This is a genomic window from Chromohalobacter moromii (assembly GCF_023091865.1).
Lineage (GTDB): Bacteria > Pseudomonadota > Gammaproteobacteria > Pseudomonadales > Halomonadaceae > Chromohalobacter > Chromohalobacter moromii.
Genome location: NZ_JAHXDI010000001.1, coordinates 211330 through 237615 on the forward strand (window position 1 = coordinate 211330; position 26286 = coordinate 237615).

A 26286-nucleotide genomic window follows, 5' to 3' on the forward strand; every position below is an offset into this window, starting at 1 on the left:
TGGCGACATGGAGTTGGCAAAGGGGCTTGGGCCGCGCCCGCGCCTCGGATAGACTGCGGGCTCTCATGCATGGCTCGAGCATCGGGTCGCGACTCACTCCTGGGGAATTCCGGCAGCGCATGCGCCTCACGTCCATCAAACTGGTCGGCTTCAAGTCGTTCGTCGATGCGGTCAATGTGCCGTTCGCCGGCAACATGACCGCCATCGTCGGTCCCAATGGCTGCGGCAAGTCGAACATCATCGACGCCGTGCGCTGGGTGATGGGCGAATCCTCTGCCAAGACGCTGCGCGGCGAGTCGATGACCGATGTCATCTTCAACGGTTCCACCGGACGCTCGCCGGTGGGGCAGGCCTCCATCGAACTGGTCTTCGACAACAGCGACGGGACCATGGGCGGCGCTTACGCCCAGTACGCCGAAATCTCCGTCAAGCGTCAGGTGACCCGCGACAGCCAATCCAACTATTTCTTCAATGGCCAGAAGTGTCGACGTCGCGATATTTCCGATCTTTTCCTGGGCACGGGGTTGGGGCCGCGTTCCTACGCCATCATCGGCCAGGGCATGATCTCGCGGCTGGTCGAGGCGCGCCCCGAGGAGCTGCGCTCGACACTGGAGGAAGCGGCGGGCGTTTCCAAGTACAAGGAACGCCGTCGCGAAACCGAGAATCGCTTGCGCCGCACTCAGGAGAATCTCGACCGTCTCGACGACATTCGCGAAGAGCTCGACAAGCAGCTCGAGCGTTTGAAGCGCCAGGCCGATGCCGCGCGACGCTACCAGACTCTGAAAGACGAGGAATATCGCCTCAAGGGTGAGCTGGCGCTGCTGCGTACGCGGGCGTTTCGGACCCAGCAGCACACTCAGGAGCAGCACGTCCGCGAGCTGGAAAATCAGGTCGAGCACGAGATCCTCGGCCAGCGCCAGTGCGAAAGTCGTTTGGAAGAATCGCGATTGGCGCACGATGAGGTCGCCGCCGAACTGGAGACCCATCAAGCCCGCTTTTATGAGACCGGTGCCGAGATAGCGCGGATAGAGCAGTCCATCGAGCATGCCCGTTCGCGCGATCAGCAACTGGCGCAGGATATCGAGGATGCGCGCCGCGAGCTGAGTGAACTCGAACAGTTGGGGTCCCAGGATGACGAGCGTCGCGCGGCCCTGGACGAGCGTCTGGAGAGCATCGCTCCCGAGCTTGAAGAGGCCCAAGAAACGCTGGAGATGCTGCAGGAGTCGCTGGACGCCGCCGACGCAGAAGCCACCACCGCGCAACAAGAGTGGGAGCGTTTCAACGAAAGCGATCGTGATGTGGCGCACGGGGCCGAGCGTGCCCAGGACGACGTTCGTCGCCTCGAAAACGCCATCGCCGAATTGGACGATCAGATCGGCAAGCGTCGCCAGCAACGCCAGGAACTGCCCGATGTCGAGGCCTTGCGCGGCGAGCGCGGTGAACTGCGCGAGCAACTCGAGGCACTGGATCTCGATCAGGAAGCGCTGGAAAGCCAGCGCGAACGCCTGCAGCAACAACGCGAGGACGCCCAGACACGCCTCGACGAAGCAGCAGCCCAGCGCGACACCCAGCGTTCGCAGCTGAGCCGCCTACAGGGCGAGCTGGCATCGGTGGAGGCATTGCTCGATGCCGCCTTGACCGATGACGACGCCGCCCTGGAGTCGCATCTCGCACATCATGGCCTGGCCGAGGCCCCGCGCTTGGCCGAACGGCTGGAGGTCGCCGCGCCCTGGGAGACGGTCGTGGCTTGGGTCTTGGCGCCATGGCTCAAGGCGCGCCTCGCGACGTCGTCCGCCATGACCGAGATCGTCGCCGACGCTCCGCCTGCCGAATTGGCCTTGCTGAGTGGCGATGACGTGGCGCCGGTGGCCGGCACATTGAGGGCACAGGTTGACGGTGCCGGGGCGCTGGGCACTTGGCTCACTGGCATTCACTGCGCCGCCGATGAAGATGCCGCCTGGGCGATGCGCGCGCGCCTGGCGGAGAGCGAGAGTGTGATCACCCCTGGCGGGCTGTGGTTGGGCCCGGATTGGGTACGCCGGCGCGGCGAGTCGGCATCCGATGATGGCGTGCTGGTTCAGCGCCGTCGACGTGAGGCACTGCAGGCCGATATCGCGGCGCTCGAAGCCTCGCTCGAGACGCTCGAGGAGACCTTGCAGGTCGCGCGTGAAGCGGTGGAACACGCGGTGGCGGAACTCGAATCGCTGCGTCTTCAGGAGCGCGATCTTGGGCAGCGTCGCCAGCAGGTGGCCTCGCGCGAGGCCGGGCTGGCGAGCCGTCTGGAACAGCTCGACGCACGCTCCCGTGAGCTCGATGACGATGTGGCGCAGCTCGTCGAGCGCCATGCCGAGCGACGCCTGGAACTCGAGGAAACGCGTGAGCGCTGGCAGGCGGCGATGAGCGACGTGGACGCCAACAGTCAGACCCGCGAGAGACTGGAAAATCAGCGTCGCGACTCGCGGGAAAAAGCGCAATCCTTACGCCAGCAGGTAGCGCCTGCGCGCGAGCGCCAGCAACACCTGGCGATGGAGCGTCAGCGTTTGGAGACGGAGCGCTCGGGTCTCGATCAGCAGCATGCGCGCTCGCGCGATCAGCGTGAGCGTCTGGCCGAAAAGCTCGCCATGCTCGAAGAGCAGCGCGCCACCTTGCGTGAACCAGAAGAGGAAACGCGGGAACGGCTCGACGAATTGCTCGACCGGCGCAGTCGCGAGGAAGCGACGCTCAACGCCTCGCGCGATCGTGCCCATCAGCTGGCCGAGACATTGCGCGACACCGAGGCCACGCGTCAGCAACATGAGCGCAACCTCGACGGTCTACGCGGCAAGCTCGAAGAAGCGCGTATGCAGGTGCAAGCCCTGACGCTGAAAGCCGATACGCAGGATGCACACCTCGAAGAACTCGGGCACGATGTCGACGCGTTGCGTGAAGGGCTCGATCCCAACGCCACCGAATCGGCCTGGCAGACCCGGCTCGATGAGCTTGGCGATAAGATCCGTCGTCTCGGCGCCATCAACCTGGCGGCCATCGAAGAATACGATCAGCAGGCCGAGCGTCGTGACTACCTCGAGGCCCAGCATGCCGAATTGAGCGAGGCCATCGAGACTCTGGAAAAGGCGATTCGACGTATCGATCAGGAAACGCGGACGCGTTTTAAGCAGACTTTCGATCAGGTCAATGACGGCTTCGGCGAGCTTTTTCCCAAGGTCTTCGGCGGTGGGGCCGCATGGTTGACGCTAACCGGCGACGATTTGTTGGAGACGGGGGTGGCCATCATGGCGCGCCCACCGGGTAAGAAAAACACCACCATTCATCTGTTGTCGGGGGGTGAAAAAGCACTGACGGCATTGTCGCTGGTATTTGCTATCTTTCAGCTCAACCCGGCACCATTCTGTATGCTCGACGAAGTCGATGCACCGTTGGATGATGCCAATGTGGGACGTTACGCCAAGCTGGTGAAAGAAATGTCCGAGAGTGTTCAGTTCATTTACATCACACACAATAAGATTGCCATGGAAGCGGCCGAGCGATTGATGGGCGTGACCATGCAGGAAGCCGGGGTATCCCGGCTGGTATCGGTAGGAATCGACGAGGCGGCGACCCTGGCGGACGCATGAACGACTTGCAGAAAATCGCCAAAAGGGTTACCAACACTATTGTGTGAGCCTCGACAGGGATATTGAAGGGTGATTGCTCTGAGCTAAGGGTACTACTTGACATTCAAAAAAAGTGGCCCTTTTTTTGTTAATCGCGCTATGCTTCTTCACGAACGAGTTTTAATCATGGCGCCAATAGCGAACAGGCAAGACGACCCATGGAACTAAGAGAGTGGCTAATCATCCTGGGGCTGGTACTGGTGACGACCATCGTGATCGACGGTGTGCGTCGGCTCCAGCGCCAGCGCCGCGTCCCACGCCTCGACCAGGCAACGAATAGTCGGGTATCCGAGGGCTGGGACGCCGAGGAAGAGGATCCGGAAAAAGCGGCCCGCGAGGCTGAGGTCCGGCGGGAATTGCCCAATGGAGGTGCGCGTGTCGTGCGTAATGCCACCTTCGATCGTAGCGAGGAGCGTGAACCGGTACGGCCGGAATCGCCCTTGCGCCAGGAGCGAATTCCTGAGGAAAAGCTCAAACCCAGCGTGCTCAAGCGTGGCCGGGACCATGCTTATGAGGACAATGCTCATGAGAGTAATGCGCAACGGGATCGGGGTGATGCTCAGGAGGGCAAGCGTTCCGGCATGCAGGGCATGAAGGATGCCGTTCGCGCGGGGGCTCAGCGTATGAGTGCCTCGGCCCAGCGCTTCACGGCACCTCGTGACTACGATGACGAGCATCTGACCGATGACGAGCATCCGCATCACGAGCCGACGCTTGGGTCCTCATCGGCTCGAGAGCCTGCGCCCGACTCGGCCCGCGCCGATGCGGGGCGTCCGGCAATGGACGAGACGCCGCGTCGGCGCGAGGAAGCGTCCACACGGCGAGCGATGCCTGATGAGCCACCGGCGGTCAGTGCCTCGGACGAAGAGGCTGAGGTATCCGCGCGGCCGGCGTCTGTCGAGGAGCCAGCACGTGCTGAGGAGTCTGTGCGTGCCGAGGAACATACGGCGCATCGCGAGGTGGTCACCGATCATCCGGCGATAGAGCGTGCCAAGCGTAATCCGGTACATGCCGATCGCGCACGCGAGGCCTTGTCCGACGCCGAAGAAGTCATCGTCATCAGCGTGTTGTCACGCGATGAGGCAGGTTTCCAAGGCCCAGACCTGCTCAATCTGATGCTGGCCTGCGGGTTGCGGTACTGTCATGAGATGGGGGTTTTCCACCGTTTCGAGACCGAGTCGGACGACAGCGCCTTGCAGTTCACGATGGTCAATGTGCTCAAACCGGGCGTGTTCGATCTCGATGATATGGACGAATTCGCGACGCCGGGGGTGACGTTCTTGATGCCGTTGCCCAGCGCGCATGACAGCGCGGCGGCGTTCGAGGCCATGTTCGAAACAGCCATGGTGCTGGTGCGCAATCTCAGCGGCGAGCTGAAGGACGAAAATCGTAGCGTGATGACCGCGCAGACAGTGGAGTTCGCTCGTCAGCGCGTGCAGGAATTCGAGCGCCGCCATCGCCTGCATCGCTATCAGGCGAATTGAGAGCGTTAGCATCGCGATTCTTGCCTGTTCTCGCTGATGCTTGCTCTTTAAGACGGCCGCTCTTGAAAACCAGCGGGGCCCTTCGGGGCCTCGTTTTTTTATGCACGGACGATGGCGATCTCATGGCGTCGTACGATTCGCCGTGAGGAGTCCTCGCAGGGCGCTCGTATCCAGGCAGCGGTAGGTGAATGAGGGGCGTCCTACCTGTCCGTAGTGGAAAGATTCGCCGAGATAGCCGTGCTCGGTCAGGTGTTTCAAATACTTGCGCACCGAGACGCGGGACATGCCGGTGGCCGGGATCAGGCTTTCGGTGGTGAAGGTTTCCTCGTCGAGGCTCAGGATGGCCTGGACGATTTGCGACAATGAAGGCGTGGTCAGCCCCTTGGGTAGCCCATCGCTACGCGCCTGGCGTGGCCTGACGGGCTGGAAGAGCCGGTCGAGGTCGCGTTGGTCGGCGTGTTCGGGGAGGCGTTCCAGTGTGGCGCGCACGCGTCGGCAGGCATCGACGGCGACCTTGAAGCGTTCGAACTCGAAGGGTTTGACCAGATAATCGCGCACCCCAAGGCGTCGCGCGGCGCGCACGGTTTCGGTCTCGCTGGCGGCGGTGATCAGGATGACATCGATGTCGCGGCTTAGCCGCTGCAGGTAACGTACGATTTCCAGCCCGTTGCGGCCGTGCAGATAGACGTCGAGCAGGATGACGTCGACGGCGTCGCGTTCCAGCACGTCCAAGGCACCAGGGACATCGCCGCATTGCGCGACCAGCGCGACGTCATCGAGTCGGTTGAGGTATTCGACGTTGAGGCGCATGACCATGGGGTCGTCCTCGACGATGAGTACTTGCAGTGGCGTATCGCTCATGCCGGCGTTCTCATTGCTCGCTCAATTCTCGGTGGGGGACGAAACGGGATAGGGCAGGTCGACCTCGATCAGGGTGCCTCGCCCGGGTTCGGAATACAGTGCCAGAGTACCGTCATGGTCCTCGACATGCTCGCGCACCATCGCGAGCCCGAGGCCGCGTTGATGTCCCTTGGACGAGGTGCCGCTGGCGAAGACGTGCTTCCGAATGGCCGCGGGGATGCCGGGGCCGGTGTCCTGCACATGCAAAGACAACAAATCGGTGTCGACGCCCATGGTTAGCGTGACCTGGCGCGCGTTCAGTTCGTCGACGGCATCGAAGGCATTCTCCAGCAGATTGCCCAGCACGATGACCAGGGTGTGGATCATGGCGGGGTCTCGCGGCGCGGGGATGACGTCCTCGACGTCTACCGTCAAGGTGATGTCGCGCTCGCGGGCCTCGCTTTGCTTGCCGAGCAGAAAGCCCGCCAATACTGGTTCGCCGATGCCTTCGACCAGGGATGCACCCGGCGCGACATGGTGGTCCACCACATCGCGGAGGTAGCGGTGCAGCGCGGGGTATTCCTCGAGTTGCATCAGACCGAGCATGACATGCAGTTTGTTCTTGAATTCATGTGTCGCGGCGCGCAGAGCCTCGGCGTAACGTCGGACGCCAGTCAGCTCCTCGGCGAGCAGACGTACTTCGCTCTTGTCACGGAAGGTGGCTACTGCCCCGATTACCTGGCCTTGGTGGCGAATCGGCATGCGATTGGCGAGCAGCGCCTGGCCGTTGATGAAGACTTCCTGGTCGAGCGAAGCCTCGCCGCTTTGCAACACATCCGGCAGTCCACTCTGCGGCAGGTAGTCGATGATGGGCGTGCCCAGTGTCGGCGCTTCAAGGCCCGCTTGGTTTAGCAGTGAGCAGGCGGCGGCGTTGGTCAGGGTAATACGCCCGGCGACATCCACCGCGAGAATGCCTTCGTGCACCGAGCCGAGAATCGCCTGGCGTTCTTCCACCAGGCGCGTGATCTGGTGCGGTTCCAGCCCCATCAGCACACGCTTGATATAACGGGCCAGCCAGCTGGCACCCAGGGTGCCGAGAATCATTAGAAGCCCGATGCCCAGCACCATGTGCAGGCGGTTGTCGGACAGGCGGGCGCCCAGCGTATCCAGTGTTACCCCTACCGAGACGGCGCCGATCACCTCGCCGGCATCATTGCGTACCGGGGCGAAGCCGCGAATGCTGATGCCCAGGGTTCCCTCGGCCCGCGAGGCATAATGCTCGCCCTGCAGTGCCGGGCCTTCGTCGCCGCCCTGGAAATGCGCACCGATACGCGCCGGGTTGGGGTGCGTCAGGCGTATGGCATGGGAATTCATCACCACGATGAAATCTACTCCCAAGCGCTGGCGCAAGGCGTCGATTTCCCGTTGTATGTCGCTATCGGCGGCGAAATCGCGCTTGCTTTCTGCCTCCTTCAACACATTGACGACACGCCGTTGAGACGCCACGACCTGGGCGATATCTGTGACACGGGCCGCCTGGGCGTCTTCCTGAGTATCGCGCAAGGTGGCATCGAACATCCATAACGCCACGCCCAGCGTAACGATTACCGTCGAGGCAACGAGCAGCGAGATCAGCACATTGAGACGAACAGTCGGCAAGCGGGGCATGCGTATCGGGCCATATGGGGTGATTTTCGACCTTGGTGTAATACCCAAGCGTGACGTGCTATGCCGGATACAAGGTCGTCGTTTTCAATAATTTCAAAACGCTTTAATAAGTTGGCAAAGCTTGGTTCACGGCACGTGCAGCTTATCCTCGGCGGCGTTCACGTTCTCCGCCCGCGCGGGCGGATTCCAACCCATAGGAGCACGCCAATGAATACCAGTGCCGCTACACAAAGCCTGGACGATACCCAGCACGCTTCAAGCGCGCTGGGTACGTTGCGCATCTTCGGCATGCCACTGCCGGTCTTCTTCATCTCTTTCGCTGTCATGGTCGTGGCCATGTTCACCGACACGCTGCCCAGCGGCATGATCGGTGCCTTGCTGGTCATGATGATACTCGGTGAACTCTTGGGCTTCATCGGTGATCGGCTACCGATCGTCAAAAGCTACCTGGGCGGTGGCGCGATCCTGGCCATCTTCGGCGCGGCCGCATTGGTCTATGTGGGCTGGCTGCCTGCCAGTATCACCGAGAATGTCACCACCTTTATGAAAAGCGGTGGCTTCCTCAACTTCTATATCGCCGCATTGATCACAGGCAGCATCCTGGGCATGGATTCCAAGGTCCTGGTCAAGGTCGGCTCGCGTTACGCGCTGCCCTTGCTCTGCGCGGTGTTCTTCGCGGGCTTGTTCGCGGTGATCGTTGGCGCCGTGATGGGTTTCTCGATGCAAGATGCCCTGGTGGTCATTACCCTGCCGATTCTCGGTGGCGGCATGGGCGCGGGCGCGGTTCCCCTGAGTCAGATCTACGAGCAGCTTCTCGGTCAGCCGGCGAGCTACTACATTTCGATTCTGGTACCGGCGCTGGCGTTGGGTAACGTCTTCGCGATCATCATCGCGGGTCTTCTCAACGGGTTGGCCAAGCGTTTTCCGAAACTGACGGGTAACGGTCAGATGATGCCGGGTGTGGAAATCGAGGAGCGCAAGAGCACCTTCGATCTCTCCAAACTGGGCATCGGTGTCGTCGCTGCACTGACGTTCTTTACCGCCGGACAGATTCTGGGTGGCTTCATCCCGCTGCATCCCTATGCGCTGATGATCATCCTGGTCGCCGTGCTCAAGATTGCCAACGTGGTGCCGGAAAGCATCAACGAGTCCGCCTCGCAGTGGTTCCAGTTCGTCGCCAAGAACTGGACCTTCGCACTGCTGTTCGGAATCGGCATTGCCTATACCGATCTCGGCCAGGTGATCGATGCCATCACGCCGACCTATGTGATGATCGTGCTCGCCGTAGTGGCCGGGGCCGCCTTTGGCGCCGGGCTGGTCGGCAAGCTGGTGGGCTTCTATCCCGTCGAGTCGGCGATTACCGCGGGGCTATGCATGGCCAATATGGGCGGCACCGGTGACGTCGCGGTCCTCTCCGCCGCCAAGCGCATGCAGCTGATGCCCTTCGCGCAGATCTCCTCGCGTCTGGGGGGCGCCTTGATCCTGCTGATCTCCAGCATCCTCGTGCCGATGTTCTTTACTTGACGCGTTCTTCACCGGATTCGGTCCGGCGAAACGATCAACGGCGCCCCTGGGAGGGCGCCGTTTGCGTTTTACGCTGGGTACACGGGAGGCGACTCAGCCTTCTTCCTCGTCGTCGGCTAGCTGGCGTCCGAACGCATGCCATTGAGCCAGCGTCATGACCTCGGTGGTCTCCGTTTGCAGGTCATGGGCGATCAGTAATTCGCCGCGCTCGAGCTGGCCTTTGAGCTCGCGCACCCAGGCCGGCATGCCTTCGCCTTCATCGGTCGTGTCGTAGCCTTCGCGGGTGACGAAACCCTCCAGCAACGCATCCAGCGTATCGGCCGGTAGCATGCGGTAGGGCACTTCGATGAAACGTCCGCTCATTGGTTTTCCTCCGCGTTTTCCCACTCGGCGAGTCGTTGCAGGAATGTACTCTCATCGAGCACTTCCACCTCGAGCTCGCGTGCCTTTTCGAGCTTGCTACCCGCTGCCTCGCCAGCGACGAGCGCGGCGGTCTTCTTGGAGACGCTGCCCGAGACCTTGGCGCCGAGCGCCTGCAGGCGCGCCTTGCCGTCATCGCGGGTCATGTTCTCCAGGGTCCCGGTGAGCACCCAGGTTTGGCCGGCGAGCGGCTGGGGACGACCGGCGATCTCGACCTCCTCCCACGTGACGCCGACCCCCTGAAGGTCTTCGAGCGTTTCCTGGTTGTGAGGCTGGCGGAAGAAGGTGTGGATATGCCGGGCGACCACCGGCCCCACGTCCTCGACCGCTTCCAGCGCCTCCAGAGACGCCTCCGACAGTGCCTGCAGCGAGCCGAAGTGATGTGCCAGGCTCGCGGCGGTGGCCTCGCCCACTTCACGGATGCCGACGGCGTAGATGAAACGCGCCAGCGTGGTGCGCTTGGCGGCTTCCAGCGCGTTGACGAGGTTGTTGGCGGACTTTTCCGCCAGCCGGGGCAGTTCGGCAAGCGATTTGGCCTCGAGCCGGAACAGGTCCGCCGGTGTCTTGACCCATTCGCGCTCGACCAGCAGGTCGATCAACTTCTCGCCCAGGCCGTCGATATCCAGCGCACGGCGGCTGGCGAAGTGCTTCAGCGCCTCCTTGCGCTGGGCCGGGCAGAACAGCCCGCCGGAGCAGCGCGCCGCGACCTCGCCTTCGAGGCGCTCGGTCTGCGAGCCGCACACCGGGCAGTGCTCGGGCATCTCGATGGCGCGTGTCGTGGCCGGTCGCTGCGACTCGACGACCCCCACGATCTGGGGGATGACGTCGCCGGCGCGCCGTACGATGACGGTGTCTCCGATGCGCACGCCCAGGCGTTCGATCTCGTCCATGTTGTGCAAGGTGGCATTGGCGACGGTGACACCGGCCACCTGGACCGGCTCGAGCTTGGCCACCGGCGTCAGCGTGCCGACACGGCCCACCTGGAAGACCACGTCGTTGAGCGTGGTGGTCTGCTCCTGAGCGGGGTACTTGTAGGCGATGGCCCAGCGCGGCGCCCGCGAGACGAAGCCCAACTCGCGCTGATCGCGCAGGCTATCGACCTTGAGCACGGCGCCGTCGATGTCGTAGTCGAGGCCTTCGCGCTGCTCACCCAGGCGGTGGCAGAAGCCGATCACGCCGCGCTCGCCCTTGACCACGTCGAGCAATGGGCTGGTGCGAAAGCCCAGCGTCCGCAGGCGCTTGAGATAATCGGAATGCGAGTGCGCGTCATCCTCGCCCTCGAGCCGGGCGACCTGATAGGCGCAGAACTCCAGCGGCCGCGCGGCGGCAATCGAGGAATCCAACTGGCGCAAGCTGCCGGCGGCGGCGTTGCGCGGGTTAGCGAATACCTTGTCGCCGTTTTCGCGGGCGCGAGCGTTGAGCGCCTCGAACCCCGAGTGGCGCATGTAGACCTCGCCGCGCACCTCGATCAGCGGTGGAATCGAGTCGCCGCGCAACTTGAGCGGGATCGAGCGGATGGTGCGCAGATTGAGCGTGACGTCTTCTCCGGTACGCCCGTCACCGCGCGTGGCGCCCTGGACCAGTCGTCCGTTCTCGTAGACCAGCGCCACCGCCAGGCCGTCGAGTTTGGGTTCGCAGCAAAACGTGAGCGTGTCGCCGTCGCACTCGAGCTTGTCCGCGACGCGCTTGACGAAGGCCGCCAGCTCCGCGTCATCGAAGGCGTTGTCCAGCGACAGCATGGGGACGGCATGGGTCACTTCCTCGAAACGCTCGGCGGGGGCCGCCCCGATGCGCTGCGTGGGGGAATCCGGCGTCTTCAGCTCGGGGTGCTCGGCCTCCAGTGACTGCAGCTCGCGCAGCAGGGTATCGTACTCCGCGTCGGTGATGCGGGGCTCGTCCTCGACGTAGTACTGGTAGTTGGCGTCGTCCAACTGCTGATGCAGGCTGTCGGCCCGCTCGCGGACCGCTTGGGGAATCTGACTCATGGCGTCTCGGTGGTGGTCGGTGACGTCTGGGCGTCATCGCGCGGCGATGACGTCGATAGTGTAGCGTTTTCGCGAGTCGCGGTTCCGCGAATGATATCGGCGATGAGACGTCGACCGGGGTGGAGATGGTCGACCAGTTCGCGTTCCAGCGGCAGTGGCTCGTCGCACAGGCGGGAGGCGATGACCTCGGCGCACAGCGGCGCGCTGGCCAGCCCCCGCGAGCCATGCGCGGCACTGACCCACAAGCCGGGGTGATGCCGTCCCGGCGTGTTGGGGATGCGACGCGCATCACTGCCGAGCACGGCGTAGTCGTCGAGCCAGGCCTCGCGCACGGGGACTGGCCCGGCATAGGGCGACTTGTCGGGGCTGGCGGCGCGCAGGCTGGCACGGCCCTCGCAGGCGGTCGGGTCGAGCGTGACGCCGGCCGCGCGCAGCGCCTCGGCGAAGGCGGGCAGGGTGGCGGTGAATTCGTCCAGGTTGCGCGCATGATCCGCCGTGCGCACGGCGGTGTCGGTATCGCCGGGGGCAAAGGTCGCGCCGAGGCTGAGCACGCCCTCCATCGCCGGGGCGACATACCCGCCCGCGCAGACCACGCGTGCCAATGACGGCGCGTCGGCGGGTATCGGCACGTGGGTAAGCTGGCCGCGAATCGGCTTGAGCGGCAGGCCGGCCAGAGGCGTGAAGCGCGGTGCTTCGTGGGCGGTGGCGACGACTACATGATCGGCCGTGAGCGTGCTGCCATCGGTTAGCGCGATGCGCCAGGCATCGGTGTCGGCATCGAAGTCGAGATCGCGCGCCTCGCCACGCCGCTGGGTGATGCCGGGGCTTGCGGCCAGTTGCTGGCACAACCGGTCGGGACGCACCCACCCGGCCTGGGGATAGTCGAGTCCCGACGCGTCGAGCGGTGTGCCGGCGGCCTGGCTCGCGGTGGCGGCATCCACGCCGCGCACCACGCGCTCGGGCAGGGCGTGATGGGCCAGGAAGCGCTGCTGGCGGGTGGCTTCCTTGGCGCCGGGTGCCAGCTGCAGCACGCCGCAGTCCTGCCACAGGCGCTGCTCGGGGTCGAGGGCGGTCAGCCAGCGCCGCGTGTACAGCAGGCCGGCGAGATAGACACGGCTCTGCGGATTGGTCTCGGCGGCGAGCTTGACGTAGAGCGCGCCCTGGCGATTGCCTGAAGCGCCCGCGCCGGGAGCGTCGCGCTCGAGCAGCGTGACCGCGACCCCGCGGCGGGCCAGGGCGGCGGCCACGCTGGTCCCGGCGAGCCCCGCCCCGATGACCACCACCTGCCGGGCGGGGCGTGCGCGCGGCGGCGTGAACCAGGGCGTCGACGCGCGTCGCCTGTCATCCGGCGGCGCGGCGATTTCGCCGCATAGCATCTCGCGCTTGCGGCCGAAGCCGGGCGTCTTGCGCCAGGTGAAGCCCGCATCGCGCAGCCCGCGCTTGACCACGCCGGCGCAGGTGAAGGTAGCGAAGGTGGCGCCGGGGCGGCTGACGTTGGCCATCGCCGCGAACAGCTCGGGCTGCCACATGTCGGGGTTCTTGGCCGGCGAGAAGCCATCGAGGAACCAGGCGTCGACACGGCCGTCGAGACGCTCCAGACGCTCGGCGGCATCGCCGAAGTGCAGATCCAGCACCACGCGTGGCGACAGCCACAGCCGATGCACGCCGCCGACCGGCTCGGGCCACTGGTCGAGCAGGGTGCTGGCACGTGCAGCCATGTCCGGCCAGATCGCCAGCGCACGCGCCAGGGCGTCGCGCGGCAAGGGATATTTCTCGGTGGACACCAGGTGCAAGCGGGCCTCGGCGGGCGCGTGGCGCTCGAAGCACGCCCAGGCGCACAGCATGTTGAGGCCGGTGCCGAAGCCGGTTTCGCCGATCACGAACGCCCGTGTCTCGCGCCAGGCGGCGAAACGCTCGGGCAGGCGGTTGCCCTCCACGAAGACGTGGCCGGTCTCGGCGCGGCCGTCGTGGCGCGAGAAATACACATCGCCATACGCGCTGGCATAGGGCGCGTCGCTAATGTCGTCGGCACGCCATTCCAGCTCGGGCGGTGCGAGGGCGGTCAACGGCGGCAGGGGACGCGAAACGGCGGGCATGGCACTCGCTACCAGGTCAAAGGCTGGTTAAAAATTGATCGAAATCGGCAAGGCGGCGTGACGACCGCTATCTAGAAAGCCGTCCGCCGCCTCTTCACAGTGTTATCCACACCTGGTGTGCACAAAAGCTTGGCGCCCAGGTGTGGATAAACGTGCGGTTACGGCAAGACCTTCTTGAACGGCTTGACGGTGACCTTGGCGTAGACGCCGGCGATCACGAAGGGATCGGCGTCGGCCCACGCCTGGGCATCCTGCAGGCTGTCGAATTCGGCGATCACCACGCTGCCGGTGAAGCCGGCCTCGCCCGGGTCGTTGGCATCCACGGCGGGGCTGGGCCCGGCGAGTATCAAGCGCCCTTCGTCGCGGAGTTTCTCGAGGCGCGCCAGATGATCCGGGCGTGCCGCCTTGCGGCGTTCCAGGCTGTCTTGCACATCGTCGCTAACGATCGAGTAAAGCATCAGACGTCATCCTTCTGGTGGTCGTTTTGCGAAATCGTATCGCGGGACACGTGACGGGCCAGATAAAGGCCTTGGCCGATCACGAACAACAGGGTCAGCCCTAGCATGCCGAACAGCTTGAAGTTGACCCAAGTGGCCTCGTCGTAGGTCTTGAAGACATACACATTGATCGCGCCCAGGGCGATGAAGAACACCACCCAGGCGAGATTGAGGCGCCGCCAGGAGGCGGCGGGGAGCGTGATGGCTTTGCCCATCATACGCTCCACGAGGGTCTTGCCACCGAACAGCGGCGCGACCAGAAACGCAAAGGCGAACAGCCAGTTGACCACGGTCGGCTTCCATTGGATGAACGCCGCGTTGTGAAACAGCACGGTCGCTCCGCCCATCACGACGACCAATATCAGGGTCACCAACTGCATCTTTTCCACACGGCGGTAGCGCCACCACATGAAGGCGACCTGCAGCAGTGTGGCGGGAATCAGCACCAGGGTAGCGAGCAGAATATCGCCGCTGAAGTGATACACCGCGAAAAACAATACGATGGGCAGAAAATCCAAGAACATTTTCATCGGCGAGCATCCTGTGAGGTGCCGGCGCGGCACGGGAATTGACCCAGCGCGGCGCGAGCGAGCACTATGGCGAGCCTATTCTGACAAAGACGCCGCACCGCGTCATGCCCATGAGCCAACCCTTACCCCCTTTGCCCGAGACCTTCGAGGCCGATCTTGGGCTCGATCTGCACATGCATTCGACCGCCTCCGATGGCGCGCTCTCGCCACAAGCGTTGACCGATGCCTGCCATGCCAAGGGCGTCACGCGATTCTCCCTGACCGATCATGACACCGTGGCCGGTGTCACCGAGGCCCAGCGCCATGCTGAAAGCTTAGGCATGCGTTGCCTGGCGGGTAGCGAGTTATCCACCTTGTGGCGTGGCATCGGCATTCACGTGGTGGCGCTGTTACCCGAGGGTGCCAGCGGTGACCTGTTGTCCGGGCTCGAGGCGCAGGCCCGAGCGCGCGACGCGCGCGCCGAGGAAATCGCCCGGCGCCTCGAGAAAATCGGCCTCGACGACGCCTTGGCGCGTGCCCGCGAACAGGCCGGCAGCGATCGTCCCCTGGGGCGGCCGGATTTCGCCAAGGCCTTGGTGGCGGCGGACGTGGTGCCGGACATGCCGACGGCCTTCAAAAAGTATTTGGGCGCCGGTAAGCCCGGTGATGTGAAGACCCATTGGCCGTATCTCAGCGAAGTGGTCGAATGGATTCGCGACAGTCAGGGCATCGCGGTACTGGCGCATCCGCTGCGCTATCGCCTCACGCATCGCAAGCGCAGCCAACTGCTGGATAGCTTCCGCGAAGCCGGCGGGGAAGCCGCTGAATTGATCAGCGGTCACCAGAACGCCGACGTGGGGCGCGATCTCGCGCGTCAGCTCGAAGCGCGCGATCTCATGGGATCGCAAGGTAGTGATTTTCACTATCCCGGCGGCCCGTTGGCACCGGGCGTGATGAGTGCGCCGCCACGCTGTTCGGTGACACCGGTGTGGCGTCACCCCAGGCTTGCGACATTCGCCGCGTAAGGTTAATGCTGGGGACGAGGCACACCGTGCGGCCCGGCACCTACGCTACTCAGCACGTTCGGTCCTCGGTTCTTCCGGTTCATTCTTCCGGCCCAAGGAGGCAGGCATGACCCAGTTCTTTCAGATTCATCCCGACAATCCGCAGAAACGTCTCATCGACCAGACGATCTCGTTGTTGCGCGGTGGCGGCGTGATCGCTTATCCGACCGATTCGGGCTATGCGCTCGGTTGCTGCCTGGGCGAGAAAAAAGCCATCGAGAAGATCAAGTGGCTGCGTTCGTTGGATGACAAGCACAACTTCACGCTGGTGTGTTCCGACCTGTCCGAGATCGGCACTTACGCCAAGGTCGATAACGACGTTTTCCGCCTGCTCAAGGCGCATACGCCGGGGCCGTATACCTTCATTCTCAATGCTACCAACGAGGTGCCGCGCCTGTTGTTGCATCCCAAGCGGCGCTCTATCGGGGTCCGCGTGCCGGATCACCGCATCAGCCATGCGTTGCTCGCGGCACTGGGCGAGCCGTTGATGAGCGTGACGCTGATTCCCGTCGACGACGATCTGCCGATGACCGACCCCGAGGCGATCCGCGAACGTTTCGGCGCGCATCTCGATGCGGTCATCGACGGCGGCGCCTGCCACCTGGACCCGACCACGGTGGTCGATATGCGCGAGATGCCGCCTACCGTCGTCCGTGAAGGGCGCGGCGACACGACGCCGTTCCAGTAAGCACGGGGCAAGGTGGAAAACTGCGGTGACAAGCCTTCGCGAGGGCGCTATGAACCCTTCCTTGGGCGCTACGTTCGTCATCCATGACGAATGACCCTCGCGCCGGCTTGTCACCGGCATGGCTCTCACGAAACGACTATGGTTTCAGTGCCTCTACTGGGAGGCGCCATCTGCCTCGTCTCTCTGGCGGGGGTCCTGGGTGTCTTCGTCGAGCCAGGTGCCGCATTTGCGGCAATATTTGGCGTCGCGCTCGTGCCCTTCGTGGCCGCAGCCGGGGCAGGCTTCTTCGGAGTAGCGTTCTTCATGGATCGAGCGGATCACTTCCGCCGAGAATACGCCGGTCGGCACGGCGATGATCGAGTACCCCAGGATCATCATGCACGCGGAAATGAACTGGCCGAGCGGGGTGATCGGTGCGATGTCGCCGTAGCCCACCGTGGTGAGCGTGACGACGCCCCAGTACATGGCCCGTGGCATGCTGGTGAACCCGGCTTCGGGAGGCTCGATCATGTAGATCAGGGTGCCGAAGACGGTAACGACCAGCAGCACCGTGAATAGAAACAGCATGATCTTGCGGTAACTGCGCGAAAGCGCCTGTGTCAGCATGCGGCCTTCACCGACGAATTCCATCAGCCGCAACACGCGAAAGACGCGTAGCGCACGTAGCACGCGCACCACGAGAAGCGACTGGGCGCCGGGTATCAGCAGGCTGAGCCAGGTGGGCAGGATGGAGAGTAGGTCGACGATGCCATAGAAGCTCTTCAAGTAGCGCAGCGGGCGTTCCAGGCAATAAAGCCGTACCGCCAGCTCCAATGTGAAAAGCAGCGTGAAGCCCCATTCCAGCAGATAGAATGTCCCGCCGAAGCGGGCGTGAAGGCTTGGCACGCTATCCACGAATACCACCGCGACGCTGAGTAGAATCAGCGTGATGAGGGCGATGTCGAAGATCTTCGCGGCCCTTGTGTCGGACTCGAAGATGATGTGGAACAACGTCTTGCGTAGGCCGCTGTTGGCGGGTTCGAAAGGCAGCGTCAAAGGTCGGTCTCCTGCGTTGCGTCAGGCAGTGGCGTGGTGCCATGCAGCGAGCCAGTCGCGGCTCATCTCGGGGGTGAGCCAAGTGTCGGGACGCGCGTCGTCGGCGTCGCGCAAGGCGCTTGCCAGGCGTTGAGCGGCGTTGCCGCCAAGTGCCTGCAAATGATGGCCGGCTCGATGACGGTAGTTCGCATGCCCTGTGTCCTGCCAGGCATCCAGTGCCTCGAGCGCTGCGTTCCAGTGACTCGGGGCGTCTGCGACGTTGTCGGGGAGTGTCCAGCCGTCATGCAGGGCGGCGCCGCGCTGGGCCTTGCTGGCATTGGCGGGGCGGAGTGCTACGCCGTCGGCGAGGGAGGCAGCCAGTTGCCATAGGGCCTCGGCGCTGCCTGCCTTGAGCTCGAGCTCCAGCTCGCGGATCGGTACTTGCCGGTCACCGGCATGAATGGTGCCGATATCCAGCGCCACTTCGATGGTGGCGTCTGCCTCGACGATGTCCCAGCGCTCGCGAGTGAAGTCGGTGGTGAAGCGCGGGAGGAGTTGGGCGAGATCCGCTGCGTCGATGGTGTCCGGTGCATGCTGGCGGATGCCGTCGATGTCCAGTTCGTCGCCATCGATGGGCCATTCCCATTCACCTCGTGCATGCAGGCCGCCCTGGCCGCTGCCCGCCGTCTTGAGGGTCTGCAGGTAGCCGTCGGGTGTGCGGCGAATGCGCAAGGCGATACGCGCGCGCTCCAGGGCGCGCCCTGGCGTGTCGTAATACGTATTGGCCAACCACGCACGCTGCATGTCGTGGCCCGCGAGTCGCGGATGCTGGCGCAGCGCATGCGGGCCGCTGGCGCCGAGGGCGAGCTTGAGTTCGATTTCTTGAGCCATGCCGGACCTATTGCGTTGATGACAAGTTGATGAATTTTCCATGACGCGAAGGGGTGCAGTCACTATACTGACGCCGCCATTTCCAACGCATCGAATCTGACATTATGGTGACTTCCAATCCGTTTTCGGCGTTGTTCGGGCGCTCGCCTTTCGAGCCCTTGCTGGCGCATATAGTCAAGACAAGCGAATGCGCCGAGCGACTCCTGCCGTTTTTCGATGCCACGCAGGCGAGCGACTGGGACGCCGCTGCCACGCATCGCGAAGCGATTACCGCGCTCGAGCACGAGGCCGATACCCTCAAGACCGAGTTGCGCCTCAATCTTCCCAACAGCATGTTCCTGCCAGTCTCGCGCTCGGATCTGCTGGAGTTGATCAGCGTACAGGACAAGATCGCCAACAAGGCGCGCGATATCACCGGCATCATGCTGGGCCGCCAGATGCAAGTGCCGGAGGCTCTGGCGCCTGCGATGCGCGCCTATCTCGAAACCGCCATTGCCACTGTCGGTCAGGCCCGCAAGGCGCTCGAGGAGCTTCAAGAGCTGCTTGATTCCGGCTTCGGTCGCAATGTCTCGGATGTCATGCATAACTTCATCCGTGATCTTCACGATCTCGAGCACCAGGCCGACGACCAGCAGGTGCAGATTCGCCGCCAGCTCTTCCAGCTGGAAGCCGAATTGCCACCGGTCGATGTGATGTTCCTTTACAAGATCATCGAGTGGATCGGTGAGCTGTCCGACCGCGCCGAGCGCGTCGGCAGTCGTCTTCAAATTCTCACGGCCCGCTGATGCGGGCCGTGTGATTTTCCGTCTCACGCCAGCCAGATAGAACTTGCCTATGTCCATCATTGCGCAATACGGCGATGTCTTCATCATTCTCGCCTGCATTTTCGGTTTCTTCATGGCCTGGGGGGTAGGGGCCAACGACGTGGCCAATGCCATGGGGACCTCTGTGGGGTCCAAGGCCATTACCATCCGTCAGGCGATTCTCATCGCCGTGGTGTTCGAGTTTCTCGGTGCGTGGCTGGCCGGGGGCCAGGTCACCGATACCATCCGTAAGGGCATCATCGACCCCAGTTTGTTATCCGACGATCCGCAATTGCTGATCTACGGCATGCTGGCGTCGTTGCTGGCTGCTGGGGTGTGGTTGTTCATCGCCTCCATGCGTGGCTGGCCAGTGTCCACGACGCATTCCATCGTCGGTGCCATCGTCGGCTTCGCGGTCGCCGGGCTGGGAGTCGACTCCGTGGGCTGGCCCAAGGTCGGCCAGATCGCCGCGAGTTGGGTGGTGTCACCGCTGCTGGCCGGGTCCATCGCCTTTGCATTGTTCAAGTCGGTGCAGTTCCTGATCTTCGAAAACCACGATCCCTTCGCCGCCGCCAAGCGTTACGTGCCGGGGTATATCTTCCTGGTTGGCTTCATCGTGGCGATGGTCACCCTGGTCAAGGGGCTCTCCCATATCGGGCTGGAAATGAGCTTTGGTGACAGCCTGTTGGTTGCGATCGGGATCGGCTTGGTGGTGATGGTCGTCGGCATCCTGATGGAAAATCGCGTCGACCGCGCCAAACGCAAGCGCGGCAGCTCGGCGTTCGATTTCAACAGCGTCGAACGCGTGTTCGGCGTGCTGATGATGTTTACTGCCTGCGCCATGGCGTTCGCGCATGGCTCCAACGATGTCGCCAACGCCGTGGGGCCACTGGCGGCGGTCATCAGCGTCGTCGAGTCGAACGGTGACGTCGGTGGTGCCGCGGCATTGCCGTGGTGGGTGCTGGTGCTGGGCGGCGGCGGTATCGTCGTCGGCTTGATCACCTATGGTCACAAGGTCATCGCCACGGTGGGAACGGGAATTACCGAGCTGACGCCGAGTCGCGGTTTCGCGGCGACCCTGGCGGCGGCGACGACCGTCGTCCTGGCTTCGGGAACTGGCTTGCCGGTCTCCACGACGCAGACGCTGGTCGGCGCGGTGCTTGGGGTCGGCCTGGCGCGCGGCATTACCGCACTCAACCTGCGCGTGCTGGGCACCATCGTGCTGTCCTGGGTGATTACGTTGCCAGCCGGGGCGTTGTTGTCGATCATGTTCTTCTTCATGTTCAAGGGCTTTTTCGGCTAATACACGACAGGGCATCGGATACGCACGTCAGGCGGGATCGGAGAACACCGGTCCCGCCTTTTCGTTGCCTCTGATATAGTCAGTGTCTCTTTCTTCCTGCAGCTGGAGCGGGCCTTGAACACGCGTTTCCCCTTCGCCGATTGGTTTCGTAATTCGTCTCCGTATATCAATGCGCATCGCGGGCGTACGTTCGTGGTGCTCATCGAAGGCGAGGCATTGGCATCCGAGCGATGGGAGCCACTGCTTCAGGACCTGGCATTGCTGCATACTCTGGGCGTGCGCCTGGTGATGGTCTTTGGCATTCGTCCGCAGGTGGGCGAGGCGCTGAGCGAGGCGGGGATCGAGCCGCGTCGGATCGAAGGGCGTTGGGTGGCCGATGAGTCGATCATGCGTCATGTCGAACGCATCGCCGCCGAGTTGCGCCTCAAGATCGAGGCACGCCTCTCGTTGGGGCTACCCAATACGCCGCTGCATGGCGTCGAGCTGACGGTGGTCTCCGGCAATCTAGTGACCGCCAAACCGCTAGGCGTGCGTGATGGTGTCGACTTCCACCACAGTGGCGAGGTGCGCCGTGTGCGCAGCCAAGCCATCGCCGAGTTACTGGCGAAGGAAACCCTGGTGCTGGTGCCACCGCTGGGCTATTCGAGTACCGGCGAGGTGTTCGACCTCGACGCGGCCGATGTCGCCCAGCACGTCGCCATGGGGCTAGGCGCCGACAAGCTGATTCTGCTTGGCGACGCGGCGGGGCTGCACGATGCCAGTGGCATGCTGCAGCGCCAACTGACGCCGTTGGAGGCGGACCCGTTACGGCGTCAGGCTGCGCCGGGCAGCGAATTGGCGCGGCACCTGGGGGCAGCGTGCGAGGCTGCGCGCCATGGCGTGGCGCGCACTCACCTGCTGACGTGGCACGATCGCGACGCCTTGCTTGGCGAGCTGTTCACCCGCGACGGGGTGGGGACCATGATCACTCAGCATCGCTACGAGCAGTTGCGCCGCGCGACGCTGGAAGACGTGGGCGGCTTGCTCGAGCTGCTGCGCCCGCTCGAGGAGCGCGGCATGCTCGTGGCGCGCTCGCGGGAGCGGCTCGAACATCAGATCGACGACTACTGGGTGATCGAACGCGATGGCATGATCATCGGTTGCAGTGCCATGCATGCCTACCCCGAAGCGGGTATGGGCGAGCTGGCCTGTGTCGCCGTGCATGGCGATTATCGCGGTGGTGCGCGCGGCGATCTGCTATTGGCCGAGGTCGAGCGTGAATCCCGTCGGCGTGGCTACAGCGCCTTGTTTGCTCTCACCACCCATACGACGCATTGGTTCCTCGAGCACGGTTTTCGACTCGACGGTCTTGAGGTACTGCCACACCTGCGGCGCGACTCCTATAATCATGCGCGCCAATCCAAGGTGTTGCTCAAACCCCTCGGTTAAACGCCTGCCCTGTGCCGCCGCTCAACGGCAAGGCGGCATCGATACTCGCCCGTCCGGCGGCATGCAGTGTCGCTCCTACCTGATGGGGTGTCTCCAAAGGGAGACGTGATAAATATATGTTTTTGCTGGTATTTTTTTATATCGGCGAAAGAACGTTGGTAAGTGGCGACATTATGAAGGCCAAAATGCCCTCCATTCTCGATGTGATCGCCTGTCGTGCAGATTTGGCCTATAGGTGGTGATTTTAAGTCCATGTTTTTAAACGTTTTTTAAAAAATTGGCACGGCTATCGCAATATATAGGGCGAGCAACGGGAAACGGTTCAATACGGCTCGAACCGTTTCTCGATCAATCAAGCCAGGGCGTTTCGACCACAACCCTGTGCGCAATGTCCCGGCTAGATTGATCAGCGTCTGCTCCACGCGATGTGTGACTTAGGTTGCGATGAGACGGGTACCGCCTACGGGCATGGAAAGGTACCAAAAGGGCAAGGATGCTCAGGCATGGATGCCACCCCTTCGGGGGCTAACTTCGCCGCGCCGCCCTTGGCGACGCGGCACACGAAACGAAGTGGCGGCTGCGCCGTCAACATGAGGGCCTTTTCCTGGCAATGTATGGACCTCATGGCTTCGTGGGCTTTCGAGCCCCTCGATCACTCTCGAGAATTCAGCCAGGTGGATGTTCGAGAGTGTTCACTTGACCCTTCAGTTCCCTGCGTACCTTGGGCCGGACTTCCGGCCCATTTTTTTGCGCGTCTTATGGGCCGCTGCGGTGTGTCTAGCGGGTGCGTCGGGTATTCATGGCTGAGTGGGACTTACTCCTCGCTTTCGATCGGTGCGGCGATGCGAAAACCGGCATGCGAACGCAACTCTGTTATCCTATGCGGATAAGATGACATGGCATCCACTCTCTTTCTGCATAGAATCGCGCTCATGACCACTCAGGTCTCTCGCCGCTGGCGTCCTCGTTCGTTACTGCAGTTGGTAATGCTCGCCTTTGTGATGGTGATGCTGCCAATCGCTGTGCTCATGTTTCAGGCCAGCCAGGCACTCTCCGAACTCTCGTCGCTGGCCGATGTCAGCGCGCGCCAAGCGGTGGAACAGACCCGCCGCGCCCGCACGCTGAGTAACCTGGCACTGGAAATGGAGCGCAGTGCGCGTCAATACGCGGTGCTGGAGCAGGAAGGATTGCTCAGCATCTATACCGAGAAAGCCCAACGCTACGCGGAACTGCTCGACGAGCATGCCCCCTTGCTGCCTGACGATCCCGATATCCCGCGCCTGCGTGAGCAAGTGAGCGAGCTCAAGGCGTTGCCGGACAAGCCAATCGACGAGTTCCGCGAGCAGTTGGCGGCGTTCGGCGACTTCTCCCAGCGCACCGACAACGTTCGCCAGGCTACCAACCAACTGATCGATGAGCGTATCGAAAACATCCGCGAGCGTGCCAGCACCGTGCGTGGGCAGTTATGGATGCAGACCGCTGCGCTGGTCTCGGTCAGCCTGGGGCTGATGCTGATTTTCACGTGGCTGATCATCCGCCCCATCCGCCAGCTCGAGCGGCGCATCTTCAGTCTGGGCAGTGGCATGGAGCCGGCCTCGTCGCAGCATATACAGGGGCCGGCGGAGCTGGTCAGCCTGGGCGAGCGGCTGACTTGGTTGTCCGGACGCCTCACCGAACTCGAGGCACAGAAGCAACAGTTTTTGCGCCATATGTCCCACGAGCTGAAAACCCCATTGGCCAGCGTGCGCGAGGGCACCGCGCTGCTTTCCGATGGTGTGGTCGGTGAACTCAGCGAACGTCAGCGGGAAATCGTGGGCTTGATCGATGTCAGTGGTCAGGAACTCCAGGCCCTGATCGAGCAACTGCTCGACTATAATCTGTTGCAGCACAGCCGAGGGCTCAAGGTGACACGTTTCGACTTGGTCACGGTGATCCAGGAAGTGCTCGCCAAACATCGTTTGGCGCTCGACAAGAAGGGCATGGATGTCGACTGGCCTCGACACACGCCTTTGCCCTGGCAGGCCGATCGCGAACGTACCGCCAGCGTTCTCGACAATCTGATTTCCAATGCCATCGCCTACGGTGAGAATGGCGGCCAACTGGCGCTACGTGTTCGGCAACATGCGTCATGGCTGGTGGTCGAAGTCGCCAACACCGGTGAGCCTATCGACGACAGCGACCGTGCGCGCCTCTTCGAAGCATTCTATCAAGGGCGCATGCGACGTCAGGGTGCCCTCAAGGGGTCCGGCATCGGCTTGTCGGTAGCTGCCGATTGCGCCAAGGTTCAAAATGGACGCTTGGAGTTGGTCGAAGATGACACTTTCCCGGTCTGCTTCCGACTGACACTGCCCGAGGTGACGTCGCCGGAGGAAGGAGCCGATGGCGACGACGCTTCCATAACGACGCCGGCCACGCCGCCGCCGGCGCTAAACGCAAGGAATTCGAACGCATGAACATCCGGATGCTGCTAGTGACGCTGTGCGCTGGCTCACTGCTGACCGGGTGCCAGTGGATGACACAAGAGACGTCCGCTCCGGCAGCCCCGGTCACTTCCTGTAATGACGACATTCCCAAGCTGGCCGACAATGTCTGCCTGGTGGATGACTGGATCGCCTTCGGGCTCGCCTCGCAACGCGGTGATAGCGAGTGGCGCGACACCATGCTGACGCGCCTCCAGGGTGACATGCCGCATCTCAAGCTGGCACGCGCCGCGGTGCTGGCATGGGGCGAACGCGATGGTTGGGAGCAGGCATCCGAGCTTTACAAGGCCGATATCTCAGCGGCACCGAGCCGTTTACAGCCTCTGTTACGGCAATGGCTCAATGAGCTCGAGGCCCGCCGCGATTTGGCCAGCGATCTCGCCAAGAGCGAATCGCGCCGCCAAGCGTTGGGACGCGAGCGCGATGACCTCGCCGAGAAACTCGACGCCCTGACGGCCATCGAACAGAGTATCAACTCGCGCCATGAGCAATCGCCATGACAGCGCGACGGTTACCAAGGAGAGATTCGTGAAGCACGCCGCCGCCCATATTCTGCTGGTCGATGACGACCCCAGCCTCCTCAAGCTTTTGGGCATGCGCCTGGAAAGCCGAGGCTACCGCGTGACGACTGCCGAAAGTGGGCGGCAGGCGTTGGAGTGTCTCAACGAGGACCGCCCTGATCTGGTGCTTTCCGACTTGCGCATGGATGAAATGGACGGCATGGCGCTGTTTCACGAATTGCAGCGTCGTGCGCCGGGCATGCCGGTGATCATTCTGACCGCGCATGGCTCGATTCCCGATGCGGTGAGCGCCACGCGCCAAGGGGTGTTCAGCTTCCTTACCAAGCCGGTGGACCGCGACGAGCTGTTCGCCGCCATCGAGGAGGCGCTATCGCAGACGGCGAGCACGCATGGCGCCGGTGACGATGCCTGGCGTGCCGAGATCATCACCCGTAGCCCCCAGATGGAGCGTATTCTCGAGCAGGCGCGTATGGTGGCGGCGTCCGATGTCAGCGTGCTGATCACCGGGGCTTCCGGCTCCGGCAAGGAGTTGCTCGCCAATGCCATCCACCAGGCGAGTGGGCGCGCCGACAAGCCGTTCGTGGCGATCAACTGCGGCGCACTGCCCGAGCAACTGCTGGAAAGCGAGCTTTTCGGGCACGCCAAGGGGGCCTTCACCGGTGCGGTCAGCCAGCACGAAGGGCTGTTTCTCGCCGCCAATGGGGGCAGCCTGTTCCTCGACGAGATCGGCGACATGCCGCTGACGCTGCAGGTCAAATTGTTGCGCGCGCTGCAGGAACGTCAGATTCGCCCGCTGGGCTCGACCACCTCGGTGCCCATCGACGTGCGCATCATCTCCGCCACGCACCGCGATCTCGACCGCGCCATGCACGAGGGCGACTTCCGCGAGGACCTTTACTACCGCCTCAACGTCGTCAACCTCAAGCTGCCGGCACTCAAGGAACGCGCCGAGGACGTGCCGTTGCTCGCCAAGTACCTGGTGGGGCAAGCCGCCGAGCGCCACAAGCCCTTCGTCAAAGGCTTCTCGTCGGAAGCGCTCAACCTGCTGGCCTCCAGCGCCTGGCCGGGCAACGTGCGCCAGCTGGTCAACGTCGTCGAGCAGTGCGTGGCGCTGACCAGCTCGCCGATCATCCCCGAAGCACTGGTGGCGCAGGCGCTGGCGGCCGAAGAAAACGCCTTGCCGTCATTCAACGAGGCGCGCGCGGGCTTTGAACGCAGCTATCTCGTCAAGGTGCTCAAGATCACCGAGGGCAACGTCACCCAGGCCGCGCGCATCGCCGGGCGCAACCGCACCGACTTTTACAAGCTGCTGGCTCGCCACGACCTGGAACCGAGCAGCTTCAAACCCAGCACCCAACCGCAGTCGGCGCAGAACGACGACGCCCAGCCGCGCCGCGTGCAGCGCTGAATTCGTGCAG

General features: G+C 63.3%; 20 protein-coding genes. 11 read left to right on the plus strand and 9 right to left on the minus strand.

The annotated features are described in order from the left end of the window. The first annotated feature begins 119 nt into the window (after positions 1 to 119). Positions 120 to 3614, plus strand: a complete 3495-nt coding sequence (gene smc / locus KZO83_RS00975) for a chromosome segregation protein SMC (protein WP_247619432.1) — start codon at positions 120 to 122, stop codon at positions 3612 to 3614. A gap of 197 nt (positions 3615 to 3811) precedes the next feature. Beyond that, on the plus strand, positions 3812 to 5137 hold the full coding sequence (gene zipA / locus KZO83_RS00980; protein WP_247619433.1) for a cell division protein ZipA: 1326 nt from the start codon (positions 3812 to 3814) through the stop codon (positions 5135 to 5137). 120 nt (positions 5138 to 5257) lie between these two features. Here the strand turns inward: zipA and KZO83_RS00985 are convergent, their stop codons facing one another. Both KZO83_RS00985 and dcuS read right to left on the minus strand, forming a co-directional pair. After that, entirely contained in the window at positions 5258 to 5998 is a 741-nt protein-coding gene (locus KZO83_RS00985; RefSeq protein ID WP_247619434.1) for a response regulator, read from the minus strand. A 21-nt stretch (positions 5999 to 6019) separates the two neighbouring features. After that, positions 6020 to 7645 (minus strand): DcuS/MalK family sensor histidine kinase, encoded by a 1626-nt coding sequence (gene dcuS, locus KZO83_RS00990; protein WP_247619435.1) that lies wholly within the window; start codon positions 7643 to 7645, stop codon positions 6020 to 6022. A gap of 207 nt (positions 7646 to 7852) precedes the next feature. On the opposite strand from dcuS, the gene KZO83_RS00995 reads away from it, so the two are divergent. Beyond that, a complete protein-coding gene (locus tag KZO83_RS00995; protein ID WP_247619436.1) occupies positions 7853 to 9169 on the plus strand; it encodes a 2-hydroxycarboxylate transporter family protein in 1317 nt (438 codons plus the stop codon). 93 nt (positions 9170 to 9262) lie between these two features. Here the strand turns inward: KZO83_RS00995 and KZO83_RS01000 are convergent, their stop codons facing one another. From KZO83_RS01000 to KZO83_RS01020, 5 genes are all read right to left on the minus strand, one after another. Further along, positions 9263 to 9532: a YheU family protein gene (locus KZO83_RS01000; RefSeq protein ID WP_075369496.1), complete on the minus strand. Its 270-nt coding sequence runs from the start codon at positions 9530 to 9532 to the stop codon at positions 9263 to 9265. Beyond that, entirely contained in the window at positions 9529 to 11574 is a 2046-nt protein-coding gene (gene ligA, locus KZO83_RS01005) for an NAD-dependent DNA ligase LigA (RefSeq protein WP_247619437.1), read from the minus strand. The genes KZO83_RS01000 and ligA overlap by 4 nt, the downstream gene beginning before the upstream one ends. Beyond that, on the minus strand, positions 11571 to 13670 hold the full coding sequence (mnmC, locus tag KZO83_RS01010) for a bifunctional tRNA (5-methylaminomethyl-2-thiouridine)(34)-methyltransferase MnmC2/FAD-dependent 5-carboxymethylaminomethyl-2-thiouridine(34) oxidoreductase MnmC1 (protein ID WP_247619438.1): 2100 nt from the start codon (positions 13668 to 13670) through the stop codon (positions 11571 to 11573). The genes ligA and mnmC overlap by 4 nt, the downstream gene beginning before the upstream one ends. Positions 13671 to 13828: 158 nt before the next feature. Continuing rightward, the gene (locus KZO83_RS01015; protein WP_247619439.1) at positions 13829 to 14128 is read right to left on the minus strand and encodes a YciI family protein; all 300 of its coding nucleotides are present in this window, start codon (positions 14126 to 14128) and stop codon (positions 13829 to 13831) included. Then, positions 14128 to 14697 carry a septation protein A gene (locus KZO83_RS01020; RefSeq protein WP_247619440.1) on the minus strand — a complete coding sequence of 190 codons (570 nt, stop codon included), beginning with the start codon at positions 14695 to 14697 and terminating at the stop codon, positions 14128 to 14130. The genes KZO83_RS01015 and KZO83_RS01020 overlap by 1 nt, the downstream gene beginning before the upstream one ends. A 110-nt stretch (positions 14698 to 14807) precedes the next feature. Here KZO83_RS01020 and KZO83_RS01025 point away from each other — a divergent pair, with 110 nt between their 5' ends. Further along, positions 14808 to 15701: a PHP domain-containing protein gene (locus tag KZO83_RS01025; RefSeq protein ID WP_247619441.1), complete on the plus strand. Its 894-nt coding sequence runs from the start codon at positions 14808 to 14810 to the stop codon at positions 15699 to 15701. A 106-nt stretch (positions 15702 to 15807) separates the two neighbouring features. Beyond that, entirely contained in the window at positions 15808 to 16428 is a 621-nt protein-coding gene (locus tag KZO83_RS01030) for an L-threonylcarbamoyladenylate synthase (RefSeq protein ID WP_247619442.1), read from the plus strand. A gap of 153 nt (positions 16429 to 16581) precedes the next feature. Here KZO83_RS01030 and KZO83_RS01035 read toward each other — a convergent pair whose 3' ends face one another. Continuing rightward, positions 16582 to 17463 (minus strand): ion transporter, encoded by an 882-nt coding sequence (locus KZO83_RS01035; RefSeq protein ID WP_245798091.1) that lies wholly within the window; start codon positions 17461 to 17463, stop codon positions 16582 to 16584. Positions 17464 to 17484: 21 nt separating this feature from the next. Beyond that, a complete protein-coding gene (locus KZO83_RS01040) occupies positions 17485 to 18333 on the minus strand; it encodes a CYTH domain-containing protein (RefSeq protein ID WP_247619443.1) in 849 nt (282 codons plus the stop codon). A 104-nt stretch (positions 18334 to 18437) separates the two neighbouring features. On the opposite strand from KZO83_RS01040, the gene KZO83_RS01045 reads away from it, so the two are divergent. The 6 genes from KZO83_RS01045 to glrR all read left to right on the plus strand — a co-directional run bounded on the left by KZO83_RS01045 (position 18438) and on the right by glrR (position 26276). Continuing rightward, a complete protein-coding gene (locus tag KZO83_RS01045) occupies positions 18438 to 19118 on the plus strand; it encodes a TIGR00153 family protein (RefSeq protein ID WP_075369503.1) in 681 nt (226 codons plus the stop codon). Positions 19119 to 19167: 49 nt separating this feature from the next. After that, entirely contained in the window at positions 19168 to 20439 is a 1272-nt protein-coding gene (locus tag KZO83_RS01050) for an inorganic phosphate transporter (RefSeq protein WP_075369504.1), read from the plus strand. A 114-nt stretch (positions 20440 to 20553) separates the two neighbouring features. Further along, positions 20554 to 21867, plus strand: coding sequence for an amino-acid N-acetyltransferase (gene argA / locus KZO83_RS01055; protein ID WP_178998598.1), 1314 nt, complete (start codon positions 20554 to 20556; stop codon positions 21865 to 21867). An 896-nt stretch (positions 21868 to 22763) separates the two neighbouring features. Continuing rightward, entirely contained in the window at positions 22764 to 24320 is a 1557-nt protein-coding gene (locus KZO83_RS01060; RefSeq protein ID WP_247619444.1) for a sensor histidine kinase, read from the plus strand. Continuing rightward, positions 24317 to 24847 (plus strand): hypothetical protein, encoded by a 531-nt coding sequence (locus KZO83_RS01065; protein ID WP_075369507.1) that lies wholly within the window; start codon positions 24317 to 24319, stop codon positions 24845 to 24847. The genes KZO83_RS01060 and KZO83_RS01065 overlap by 4 nt, the downstream gene beginning before the upstream one ends. 28 nt (positions 24848 to 24875) lie before the next feature. After that, a complete protein-coding gene (glrR, locus tag KZO83_RS01070) occupies positions 24876 to 26276 on the plus strand; it encodes a two-component system response regulator GlrR (protein ID WP_247619445.1) in 1401 nt (466 codons plus the stop codon). The last annotated feature ends 10 nt before the right edge of the window (positions 26277 to 26286 follow it).

What these genes read in the sequence shown, in the direction of transcription:
- KZO83_RS01050 (WP_075369504.1), top strand. Translation starts at nt 19,168, where the DNA reads ATGTCCATCATTGCGCAATACGGCGATGTCTTCATCATTCTCGCCTGC.
- mnmC (WP_247619438.1), bottom strand. Translation starts at nt 13,670, where the DNA reads ATGCCCGCCGTTTCGCGTCCCCTGCCGCCGTTGACCGCCCTCGCACCG.
- KZO83_RS01030 (WP_247619442.1), top strand. Translation starts at nt 15,808, where the DNA reads ATGACCCAGTTCTTTCAGATTCATCCCGACAATCCGCAGAAACGTCTC.
- KZO83_RS01015 (WP_247619439.1), bottom strand. Translation starts at nt 14,128, where the DNA reads ATGCTTTACTCGATCGTTAGCGACGATGTGCAAGACAGCCTGGAACGC.
- KZO83_RS01040 (WP_247619443.1), bottom strand. Translation starts at nt 18,333, where the DNA reads ATGGCTCAAGAAATCGAACTCAAGCTCGCCCTCGGCGCCAGCGGCCCG.
- KZO83_RS01025 (WP_247619441.1), top strand. Translation starts at nt 14,808, where the DNA reads ATGAGCCAACCCTTACCCCCTTTGCCCGAGACCTTCGAGGCCGATCTT.
- KZO83_RS00985 (WP_247619434.1), bottom strand. Translation starts at nt 5,998, where the DNA reads ATGAGCGATACGCCACTGCAAGTACTCATCGTCGAGGACGACCCCATG.
- KZO83_RS01065 (WP_075369507.1), top strand. Translation starts at nt 24,317, where the DNA reads ATGAACATCCGGATGCTGCTAGTGACGCTGTGCGCTGGCTCACTGCTG.
- KZO83_RS01045 (WP_075369503.1), top strand. Translation starts at nt 18,438, where the DNA reads ATGGTGACTTCCAATCCGTTTTCGGCGTTGTTCGGGCGCTCGCCTTTC.
- KZO83_RS01020 (WP_247619440.1), bottom strand. Translation starts at nt 14,697, where the DNA reads ATGAAAATGTTCTTGGATTTTCTGCCCATCGTATTGTTTTTCGCGGTG.
- dcuS (WP_247619435.1), bottom strand. Translation starts at nt 7,645, where the DNA reads ATGCCCCGCTTGCCGACTGTTCGTCTCAATGTGCTGATCTCGCTGCTC.
- KZO83_RS01060 (WP_247619444.1), top strand. Translation starts at nt 22,764, where the DNA reads ATGGCATCCACTCTCTTTCTGCATAGAATCGCGCTCATGACCACTCAG.
- KZO83_RS01000 (WP_075369496.1), bottom strand. Translation starts at nt 9,532, where the DNA reads ATGAGCGGACGTTTCATCGAAGTGCCCTACCGCATGCTACCGGCCGAT.
- ligA (WP_247619437.1), bottom strand. Translation starts at nt 11,574, where the DNA reads ATGAGTCAGATTCCCCAAGCGGTCCGCGAGCGGGCCGACAGCCTGCAT.
- KZO83_RS00995 (WP_247619436.1), top strand. Translation starts at nt 7,853, where the DNA reads ATGAATACCAGTGCCGCTACACAAAGCCTGGACGATACCCAGCACGCT.
- smc (WP_247619432.1), top strand. Translation starts at nt 120, where the DNA reads ATGCGCCTCACGTCCATCAAACTGGTCGGCTTCAAGTCGTTCGTCGAT.
- zipA (WP_247619433.1), top strand. Translation starts at nt 3,812, where the DNA reads ATGGAACTAAGAGAGTGGCTAATCATCCTGGGGCTGGTACTGGTGACG.